This window comes from Bartonella sp. MU70NMGDW (assembly GCF_042194085.1).
GTDB lineage: Bacteria > Pseudomonadota > Alphaproteobacteria > Rhizobiales > Rhizobiaceae > Bartonella > Bartonella grahamii.
The window spans coordinates 1-8,662 of the sequence record NZ_JBHIMK010000077.1 but is presented as its reverse complement, the minus strand read 5'-3'; the positions used below and the strand labels follow the sequence as shown (position 1 = coordinate 8,662).

12 protein-coding genes and 1 pseudogene are annotated in these 8,662 nt (G+C 42.8%); 4 read left to right on the top strand and 9 right to left on the bottom strand.

All coding sequences use genetic code 11. The annotated features are described in order from the left end of the window. From ACFIKE_RS07300 to ACFIKE_RS07270, 7 genes are all read right to left on the bottom strand, one after another. Positions 1-308: head decoration protein (locus ACFIKE_RS07300; protein WP_375648935.1), on the bottom strand; the 308-nt coding region annotated here is incomplete at its 3' end. Beyond that, on the bottom strand, positions 305-571 hold the full coding sequence (locus tag ACFIKE_RS07295; RefSeq protein ID WP_041581352.1) for a hypothetical protein: 267 nt from the start codon (positions 569-571) through the stop codon (positions 305-307). The genes ACFIKE_RS07300 and ACFIKE_RS07295, both read right to left, overlap by 4 nt. Beyond that, entirely contained in the window at positions 568-1,641 is a 1,074-nt protein-coding gene (locus ACFIKE_RS07290) for a S49 family peptidase (RefSeq protein ID WP_375627491.1), read from the bottom strand. Before ACFIKE_RS07290 ends, ACFIKE_RS07295 begins: the two co-directional genes overlap by 4 nt. Further along, positions 1,631-3,187 (bottom strand): phage portal protein, encoded by a 1,557-nt coding sequence (locus ACFIKE_RS07285; RefSeq protein ID WP_375627490.1) that lies wholly within the window; start codon positions 3,185-3,187, stop codon positions 1,631-1,633. The genes ACFIKE_RS07290 and ACFIKE_RS07285 overlap by 11 nt, the downstream gene beginning before the upstream one ends. Continuing rightward, a complete protein-coding gene (locus tag ACFIKE_RS07280) occupies positions 3,187-3,435 on the bottom strand; it encodes a phage head-tail joining protein (protein ID WP_375627489.1) in 249 nt (82 codons plus the stop codon). The genes ACFIKE_RS07285 and ACFIKE_RS07280 overlap by 1 nt, the downstream gene beginning before the upstream one ends. A 3-nt stretch (positions 3,436-3,438) precedes the next feature. Further along, complete coding sequence (locus tag ACFIKE_RS07275) at positions 3,439-5,388, bottom strand: phage terminase large subunit family protein (RefSeq protein ID WP_375648932.1); 1,950 nt, start codon at positions 5,386-5,388, stop codon at positions 3,439-3,441. Then, positions 5,378-5,947 (bottom strand): hypothetical protein, encoded by a 570-nt coding sequence (locus ACFIKE_RS07270; protein WP_375648929.1) that lies wholly within the window; start codon positions 5,945-5,947, stop codon positions 5,378-5,380. Before ACFIKE_RS07270 ends, ACFIKE_RS07275 begins: the two co-directional genes overlap by 11 nt. A gap of 84 nt (positions 5,948-6,031) precedes the next feature. Between ACFIKE_RS07270 and ACFIKE_RS07265 the strand changes: the two genes are divergently transcribed. The 4 genes from ACFIKE_RS07265 to ACFIKE_RS07250 all read left to right on the top strand — a co-directional run bounded on the left by ACFIKE_RS07265 (position 6,032) and on the right by ACFIKE_RS07250 (position 7,210). Then, complete coding sequence (locus ACFIKE_RS07265) at positions 6,032-6,298, top strand: BrnT family toxin (protein WP_375627060.1); 267 nt, start codon at positions 6,032-6,034, stop codon at positions 6,296-6,298. Further along, a complete protein-coding gene (locus tag ACFIKE_RS07260) occupies positions 6,276-6,581 on the top strand; it encodes a BrnA antitoxin family protein (RefSeq protein WP_375648927.1) in 306 nt (101 codons plus the stop codon). Before ACFIKE_RS07265 ends, ACFIKE_RS07260 begins: the two co-directional genes overlap by 23 nt. Positions 6,582-6,678: 97 nt before the next feature. Then, positions 6,679-6,942: a type II toxin-antitoxin system RelB/DinJ family antitoxin gene (locus tag ACFIKE_RS07255; RefSeq protein ID WP_004861501.1), complete on the top strand. Its 264-nt coding sequence runs from the start codon at positions 6,679-6,681 to the stop codon at positions 6,940-6,942. Next, positions 6,929-7,210 (top strand): type II toxin-antitoxin system YafQ family toxin, encoded by a 282-nt coding sequence (locus ACFIKE_RS07250; RefSeq protein WP_375627064.1) that lies wholly within the window; start codon positions 6,929-6,931, stop codon positions 7,208-7,210. The genes ACFIKE_RS07255 and ACFIKE_RS07250 overlap by 14 nt, the downstream gene beginning before the upstream one ends. Before the next feature lie 46 nt (positions 7,211-7,256). Here the strand turns inward: ACFIKE_RS07250 and ACFIKE_RS07245 are convergent, their stop codons facing one another. Together ACFIKE_RS07245 and ACFIKE_RS07240 are read right to left on the bottom strand one after the other, a co-directional pair. Then, a complete protein-coding gene (locus ACFIKE_RS07245; protein ID WP_375648924.1) occupies positions 7,257-7,790 on the bottom strand; it encodes an antA/AntB antirepressor family protein in 534 nt (177 codons plus the stop codon). Positions 7,791-8,374: 584 nt separating this feature from the next. Then, positions 8,375-8,662: pseudogene (locus ACFIKE_RS07240) on the bottom strand (hypothetical protein); the annotation flags it as partial.

Sequence of the window (8,662 nt, the reverse complement as noted above, 5' to 3'; positions counted from 1 at the left end):
TCCGTGATGGCATCTGGCCATAGCAGTTCAGAAGCTTTTACAGTGCATAAGCGTGCTGTAATCACGGCGCGTTGATCGGCGCCTGTTGCGTCAATAGTGGCAAAAGAAATCCCTGCCGGTGTTTGACTGCCATCTGTTGCTGCTGGATTAAGGGGGACATAGTGTTCCGTTGCGGTTATCTTCCCCATGACAGTTCCTGCTTCAATGAATGCTCCTGATGCAAACACCACTTCTTCGTTTGACATATCGGGGTCGTAGGGTCCAAGATAAGCGCCATTGCGTACGTCGTCATAAATAATATTCGTCATTTCACTGCCCTCCAAGCTGCTTCCCATTTTGCGTGAATCTTTGCCTTGCTCGTCCCATCACTATGAGGGGTATAAGGCGAGACTTTTAAAGACGCGCTTTGAGAGCTAGCTGCTGTCAACACACATTGGCGTGCTTTCTCGAGACTCATACCGTTTTGAATAGCTTTTGCTGCGTCAAAAGAAACGCCTAAGTGCTTTGCTTGCCTTTCAAGGGTTGTTAGTGCTTTTGCGCGCTTTCTTTCTTTTTCAAGCACGGCTTTCATATCTTCGCGCTTGTTTTCATTGTCTTCATCCTCATCTTCGTTTTCTTCTTCATCGTCGAAGTCTTCGGCGTTTTTGTCGACGTCACTATCGTCTTCGTCCTCTTCCTCGTCATTGATGATGTCGACGATCTTTTCGTCATCCTCTTCTTCAGCGCGGTATTGTGTGCGTGCCATGTGTTTTGTCCTTCTTTTTCTGTTGATGTTGGGTTTTGTGATATGGAATCCGTTAAGGCTTCCAAAGCTTGCGCAAGGGTCCCCTGCGCATCTGCTAATCCAAGCGTGATCGCTTGGTTGCCTATAAAAGTTTCTGCTTTTGTGTCACGAATTGCATCAGCATTTAAGCGTCTGTTTTGCGCCACCAAATCAACAAACATCTCGTAGAGCAGGGCGCAATCGGCTTGCATTTTTATCTGTGCTGTATCGCTCAAGGGTTCATGAGGATTGCCATGAACTTTGTGATCACCTTCAAAGACAAAGGTCCATTTATGCCCGTGTTTTTCATCTGCACGGGACTGGTCAAGATGAGCACAAACAACCCCAATCGAGCCCACAACACCCGTGCGAGCTACCCATATTTGAGAAGCAGAGCAGGCAATGGCATAAGCTGCAGAACAGGCAAACTCATTGGCATGTGCCCAAATGGGTTTATTGTATTGTTTTGAGAGTGTTTGAAACTCTTCAACCAAATCAAAGACACCACCGGCTTCTCCACCGCCGCTGTCAATATCAAGTAAGACAGCGCGAACATCAGGTTGTGCAATGGCTTCACGAAAAGAAGCCCTTAAACCTTCATAAGAGGTTAATCCCGATAAAGCCCCAAGCCATGCACCACGGCGCACAAGCGTGCCATGAACTGGTAGGATAGCAACATTGTTTTGCACCACGTAAGTTTCTGGTGGTCTTAAAGCTTCCGTATCCCCTTGCGCAAAAGCCTTAGGGGGAAACTTTTCTCCCTCAAAAAGACGCGGCGCAAGAGCATTCAAAATGATATCAAGCTTTGTCGATGCAAGCATATGAGGAACACCAAAAAGCCGTGATGCCAAAAACGGCATGTCGAGATTATTCACCATTTGTATGTGCCTCACTGCCTTGGTTACTTTCATAAGTTTCAGAAGCTTCTGAATCTGCGGTATCAATTACTTGATTGCTACCAGAGGGCGCTGCCATATCCGTGTCAAAAGATAAGCCGCGCGCACGAGCATCTGTGTGCTCTTCTTGCAGTTCGGCATGAATGCTGTCGATATCAAAGCCGCGCTCGGCAAGTGCCATGCGTCGTGTTTTCAAGCCTGCACGGATTTCTTCTTTTTCCGCTGAGATATCCTTGTTTGGATCAATCATTTCAAGCGGGGGCGCAAAGCTTTCACATTGAAGCCATGGCAAGGGATTTTCTTCCCACCCTGGCAAATTGACGCATTTGACAAGCACTGCCATTTCAACAAAACGCTCCCATATAATGCGATTAAACTGAAAGGCAATGATATGTTCACGCCATTGTTTGACGTGCCGTCTAAACTGAATGATAGAGGTACGCACATTTGAAAAATTGCCGCGCGTAACGTCTCCAGTCACAACGGCATAAGGCATATTAAGAGCAGAACAAATCTTTAAAATATTACGATACTGAAAAGCCTCATAAGAACCACCAACTTCAACAGGGGTTGAAAATGTAATTTGTTTTTCGCCATCCACCATGTTGACCGATCCAGGATAAATTTTATCCACGTCAGGTGCCTCTTCAGTCTTCTTTGGGGGCGTCGTTTGTTCACGATTTTCCTCTAATGCCGCATCATGAGATTCCTTCCCTGTAATAAACACCGCAAAAAGAGCCGCCGTCCTTTTTCTATCGAGTTCTGCGTCGTCATAGGATTCCAGTTGAAAGATCTTTGTCATACAGCGCGTTATTTTGGGAGAACCGCGCAATTGTCCGGCAATACGGCGCTCTTTGATGTGCAGGACCATTTCAGCGGGGACACGCACGCGCTCTTGGCTCTCAAATGCCATATTTGCAGGGACATCATCATAGGGGTGATGTTCCCAGAAATGATAAGCAACGCGCTTGCCACTGGCATTAAATTCAATTCCCATACGAATGTAATTGCCTTCAATCTCAGCAGGTCCATTGTAGGAAAGGTCCAACATTTCCGTGGGATAAACTTGTAATTGAAGCGGTACACCAGAGCGTCCGTAGAGATCAACATAATGCAATCTTACAAAGCACTCTCCGGTTAAAAAGACCTCTCGTGCAATGGTTGCTTGCAGCCCATAAAAGCTGGTATCTTCATCATAATCGGCTTCATCAACCCATTGCCACCATAAGTCTAAAAGCTTTTTCTTTTCTTCTTGAAAGCCTTCAATACGAGGATAAGGTTTAATCCCATCACTTACAGCCGCAGAGACCCATTCCTCCGTTGCAGAGCCATAAAGAGCTTCATTGTCATAAAGCCATCTTGAACGGGCAACAATGGTATCACCGCATTCCTCAATGGCTTTATTAATATGTTTTTTTGCGGGGTCAAAACCACCCATACGGCGGCTTTTGCTTGCCGCTTCAAAATGGGGATTGTGTTGACGAGAAATTGTAAAAAAGCCCGTGAGTTTATTGAAAAAACCAGCCATTAATAGCCTCGTGATATATTAAAATAGAAAACGCGTGAACGCTTGCGTCCTTCAAGGTTGGCTATTTGTGTGTTCAGCATCTCAAGCGCTCTGCGCAGTTCCTCAACAGAACGGTTGCTTACTTGCTTATCGCCATGGCGCACCGATTGTGCTCCCGAATAAAGAGCTTCTTCAATTTGCTCACGCCGCCTTTTTAAGTTTTCAAGTCTGTCAATTTTGCTGTTAATTGGTTCTAAAGTTTCACCCACAAATTACCTCCAATCCCCTCGCATATAAGGATTCATCATTGTTCTGAATGGCTTCTTTTGAGGCTGTGCTGTCTGAGATCTTCTTGGAGCAGGAGAGGGGGCATGTCTTGGTGTTGGCTGCTCTAAAGAGCCCTCAATTTTAAGTTTTTCCAGACGCTCTTCTAAGATATCGACTTCTCGATTAAGGTTTATTCCTGCCGAAATCAGACCTTGTAAAGCAGCATAAGCATAGACCCTACAGTCCAAGGCTTCATTTCTTGCCTTTTCGCTTTTTTGCCATTCAATGCGCTTGAAGCCTTTAAAATATTTGATGACTTTTCTTTCAGCGGTTAGCTGGTCAAAATATTCCCGATCAAGGCTTTTGTGAAAGTGTGTTGCACCAGCACCCGATGCTTCAGGACCGGATTTTTTAAACCGTGCCGTGATAATATCTTTTGCTGCGTCAACACCAACAATATAGAGATTGATCTGTCCTTTGTTGTTTCTACTTGGGCGGCGTGGCCATACCGCACGCCATCCCGCTTGTCCCTTAATCCCCCAGATACGTCGTCCCTCACGCGGGCGCACATAATTATAAACCGCTTGTGTGTGTCCACCACCGGTATCAATACAAGCAGCCGTTATCTTGATGCCGTCTTTGTAACCTGGATGTGGCCAGCGTCTTGTAAGATATTCATCCAGTTGGTCCCATACTTCAAAAGAAGAAGGATCACCAAGGATAACTTGATAATCAATATGCCAACTTTCTTCACTACGCCCCCATCCCACCACTTCAAGTTCTAAGCGGTCATTTTGCACATCAATACCAGCTGTTAACAACACGGCTTGTTCTGGTGCCAATGGATAATCTTCACGTTTTGCATAGAGGCTATCAGGATCAACAACTTCCCCTGTTCTGTCTTCCCATGGCTCTCCAAGAACTGTATTAATAAAAACTTGCAAAAGAGCAGGGTCTTCTTTGGCTCTTAAAAATTCGCGCGCACAATCGCCCCAAGTCAGCCATGGCGAATAAAGCGCTGAAATATGGTAAGAACGTAGACGAGGCTTACTTGACTCCTGTGTTGCGATCCAGCAAGCACCGTTTTCTTCTGCCATTAAGGTGGACTTACGATGTTCGGCATGTTCATGACCACAATGGGCACAAACAAACACAGCTTTTTCGGGGGCGCCTTTTGGCCACTTGATTTGTGACCAAACAATGGGCTGTAGAACACCACATGCATCACAAGGCACGTTGTAATATCGCTGGTCTCCTAGCACAAAATCCTTGGCGATACGGCTTGTGTCACGGTGTGTCGGCGTGGACAATTTAAAAATTTTACGTTGAATAAACGCAGAGGTTCGTTTTTCAGCAATTGTTACAGGATCGCCTTCATTATCGACATTCAATGGGTAAGCATCGACTTCATCCAAAACCAAATAGCGAATAGGAGAAGAACGCAATCCAGCAGCACTATTTGCTCCTGTAATCATCAATGTTCCCCCATAAAATTCCTTTGAAAACATTGTATTTCCACTGTCTCGTGCACGAGCAGGAGCAATGCGTTCACTTAAAGCAGGGCTAGCTGAAATCATCGGATCAAGACGAGACTTTGACAGTTTCTTAGCGGTCTCAACTGTCGGCATCACATAAAGGGCAGGTCCTGGACTATGATGAATGGCATAACCACAAAAGTTCAATGCTGCTTCCGACATTCCAACCTGAGCCCCCTTCATCACAACCGTTATTTCAGTCGGATCATAAACAGAAAGATTATCCATGATCTCTCGTAAATAGGGGGTACGTATAGTCCTCCATAATCCAGGCTCAGCACTCGTAACTGTGCTCAAATAACGATTTTTATCAGCCCACTGGGAAACAGTATAAGGCGGGTCAGGACGGCGTCCTTCATTCGCATAGCAAAAAAAGAGCCCAGCACCAGAGGATGAGGGCGAAGCATCACTACTTATCATGTTCTGGATTCTCTTCTAAAATGTTGGGATCGTGAAAAGAAACAGGGACGACATTTTCCATTAAAGCTTTGCGCATATGATGATCGATAGCTCCAATAAGGCTCGCAGCATCACATCCTACTTGCGCCGCAATTTCAGTACCAAAGCGATAGGCAAAATTGAGCATTGTATCTCGATGCGCTCTTCCAAAGTTCCATGCTTCTTTTCTCACTTCTTCACGATCAACAGTTGTTTCGCGTAACTTTTCCAGAGCAATCTTTTCTTTTGCTAGCGCAACTTGCATTCGCTCCAGTTTTATCTTGTATTCATTGGCTCCATCTGTGGAGGCTTGTTTGATCTTTGTTCGCCGTTGTCCATCAGGTGCTAAAAGTGAGGCAGGGTGTTTTGTTGGATTCTCATTCCAGATGCTTGTGGCAAGGGCTTCATTGACAGAACCATCTTCAAAAAGAGCCGCATCAAATTTACCTGTCTTTATCCGAGAAACCACCGCATTATGTGAAACACCCATCTTCTTCGCAAACGCACGAACCGATAGACCCTTACGCGTTTTCTTATTCATAGTTGCTCCATTTTGAATGGTATATACGAATTATTGTACACTTTAATTATTGACAAGGTTTTATTTTTCGTGTACATAAAATATATGAAGATAGTGTGGGATGAACCAAAAAGAGCTTTAAACATTGATAAACATAAGCTTGATTTTGCCGATGTTATTTACTTTGACTGGGAACATGCTTTTATTGATGCAACCCATTCAAACCGCATGAAGGCTATTGGACATTTTGCTGATGACACAACAGTTATTGTTTTTGCAAAGCTTGGCAATGAAGCGATATCCATTATCAGTTTTCGTCAAGCGAATAAAAAAGAAAGAGAGGTTTTCAATGACTATCAAAAAAACCTTTAAAACAGGATGTGGCTATACAAAAGAAGATTGGGACGCTGTGGATTCCCCACCACTAACAGATGAAGAACTTGCACGCTTAAAGCCAGCTAAAGACGTTTTACCAGCCTCCTTTTTTAAGTATGTAACAGAAGAACGCCGTAAACGCGGGCGTCCACCCGTTGAATCTCCCAAACAAGCGGTTACTCTCCGTCTCGACCCAAATGTTATTGCCTCTTTTAAAAAACAAGGAAAAGATTGGCGAACACGTATGGGTGAAGTCTTAAAAAAAGCAAGTGGTTGTTAAGCCAAACGATCTCGCCACTCTAAAAAATGTGCTTTATAGTTGAAATTAAACTTCAATTGTATTACATTGAAATACAGTTACAAGAGGAGAAGTCATTATGGCTGCCAGTCGTATGGTTCAAGCGCGTGTACCAGAAGAAATTCAAAATATCGCTAATCAAGTTATTCAAGCTTCAGGTTTATCAGTAAGTGATGTTGTGAGAGTGTTGATGACGCGTATTGCACAAGATAAAGCTATTCCGTCCTTCTTGTTTCAACCTAATGCGGAAACTATAGCGGCTTTTGCAGAACTAGAGGAAGGTAACTTAAAAAAGTTTCATTCCGTAGATGAATTATTTGATGATCTCTATGCGGACGATTGAACGTACCACCATCTTCAAACGTGATTTCAAGCGTGAAATGAAAGGACGGTATCGGCATCTTTTAGATACTGATTTGCGCAAAATCATTGCAGCATTAGCAAATGATCAACCTTTAGAACCTCGATATCATGACCATGCATTGACTGGGAATTGGAGCAATTATCGAGATTGCCATATTCGACCTGACTTAGTGTTGATTTATCGCTTGATTGGTCAAGATCGATTGATTTTAGTGCGTCTGGGCTCCCATTCAAAACTTGATCTTTAACCACCTCCCCATTGTTGAGAACGGGAAGGGGAGATGTGTTTTTAAATTAAGCAACTTTTACGACAGATCTTTCTAAGACTTGTTTTGCTTCTTTAATTAAAGCTTTATAATGTTTGCTCTCTTCTACCAACGTAAAGGCTTTAACAAGATGCATATGAAGAGGTCCATAAATGTAAACAGCCTTTTTAGTTGGAGACATTTTATCCCAATCTTTTGGGAAAGCAAAACGTATATCATCACAATAATCAACAGATTGACTTTTTAGTTTCTTTTCACATTCAATAAAATAACGGCGTGCTTGACGTCCTTTCTCGTTACGTTCCACCATTGAGAGCTCTTTCGCCATGTCTAGAGTAATATGATATTCTTTACTTATAACATTTTTACGTTTCCCAATTTTGGGAAGCGTTAAAATATAGTCCTTTCCCTCTTCAAATGCATACTGATTAATGCGGTTCGTAATCCAAGTAGCAAAACGTTTTCCTATTGCCAAAAATGTATGTAATTCACGTGCATTCACTGTCTGAACGATATCACCATCAATCGTAGTTTGATGTAAGTCAATTAAATATTGTGCCATGATTTGGCTCCTATGTGCTTAAAGGTTTTCTATTGACACTCTAAAAGATGCCGGGTGCTAGAAAACACGGCACATAGCCCGTCGTTATGCTTTCCCCACAAGGGTATTGTATAGCATAACTACACCCGACAAAGTTATTATATGCGCCTAACATACAATGAGTCAAAGTCTTTAATGTGCGGAAGACTGATTATTTCGGCAACCAATCCGCTATGTGTTTAAGGTGTTTTCTAGGCACCTGATTCGAAAATAGACATTGACGCAATAATGTCAAGAGTAAAAATAATTTTTATCTAAAAATAATCGCATACTGTACAGTGTACATATTTAAATTGTTATTTATCAATGAGTTAAGTGTACAATGTACAGTCAATTTGAAAATTCTGTCGCTAGCGATAGTTTGCGCTAGCCTGCCCCGCAACAGACCCAACCCGCTGGGAAGTACCTTTTGCATTGATTTTATTGATTTTTTTATGAAAAAAGCGAAGCATAAATGATGATCTTTTTTTAAAATTGCAATAAGAATATGTAATGCCTAGAATCGTAAAGATATGTAAGATATAGATAAAGCTTGAGAACATGATCTAGCCTTTCTTGTTGGCAGCGTATTCTTGACGAGAAAGTTGTCTCTGTATATTTTTGGTTAATCTTTCATTGGCTTTTTTTACAATAGCACTTGCAATCTCTGGCTTTGACATCACTTTAGCAATTGAGGGTCCTTCTTGTTTTGCAATGGGGAATTGATCTCCATCCGCTCTTTGAAACACATTCCCATTCAGCTTTTTTAATTCAACACGCTTTGGAAAACTCCCACCTTTGATAAAAGCATGGGGTAAGATTTCTTTCTTTCCAAACAGTGTGTAAGTTACGCC

What these genes read in the sequence shown, in the direction of transcription:
- ACFIKE_RS07295 (WP_041581352.1), bottom strand. Translation starts at nt 571, where the DNA reads ATGAAAGCCGTGCTTGAAAAAGAAAGAAAGCGCGCAAAAGCACTAACA.
- ACFIKE_RS07290 (WP_375627491.1), bottom strand. Translation starts at nt 1,641, where the DNA reads ATGGTGAATAATCTCGACATGCCGTTTTTGGCATCACGGCTTTTTGGT.
- ACFIKE_RS07285 (WP_375627490.1), bottom strand. Translation starts at nt 3,187, where the DNA reads ATGGCTGGTTTTTTCAATAAACTCACGGGCTTTTTTACAATTTCTCGT.
- ACFIKE_RS07275 (WP_375648932.1), bottom strand. Translation starts at nt 5,388, where the DNA reads ATGATAAGTAGTGATGCTTCGCCCTCATCCTCTGGTGCTGGGCTCTTT.
- ACFIKE_RS07270 (WP_375648929.1), bottom strand. Translation starts at nt 5,947, where the DNA reads ATGAATAAGAAAACGCGTAAGGGTCTATCGGTTCGTGCGTTTGCGAAG.
- ACFIKE_RS07265 (WP_375627060.1), top strand. Translation starts at nt 6,032, where the DNA reads ATGAAGATAGTGTGGGATGAACCAAAAAGAGCTTTAAACATTGATAAA.
- ACFIKE_RS07260 (WP_375648927.1), top strand. Translation starts at nt 6,276, where the DNA reads ATGACTATCAAAAAAACCTTTAAAACAGGATGTGGCTATACAAAAGAA.
- ACFIKE_RS07255 (WP_004861501.1), top strand. Translation starts at nt 6,679, where the DNA reads ATGGCTGCCAGTCGTATGGTTCAAGCGCGTGTACCAGAAGAAATTCAA.
- ACFIKE_RS07250 (WP_375627064.1), top strand. Translation starts at nt 6,929, where the DNA reads ATGCGGACGATTGAACGTACCACCATCTTCAAACGTGATTTCAAGCGT.
- ACFIKE_RS07245 (WP_375648924.1), bottom strand. Translation starts at nt 7,790, where the DNA reads ATGGCACAATATTTAATTGACTTACATCAAACTACGATTGATGGTGAT.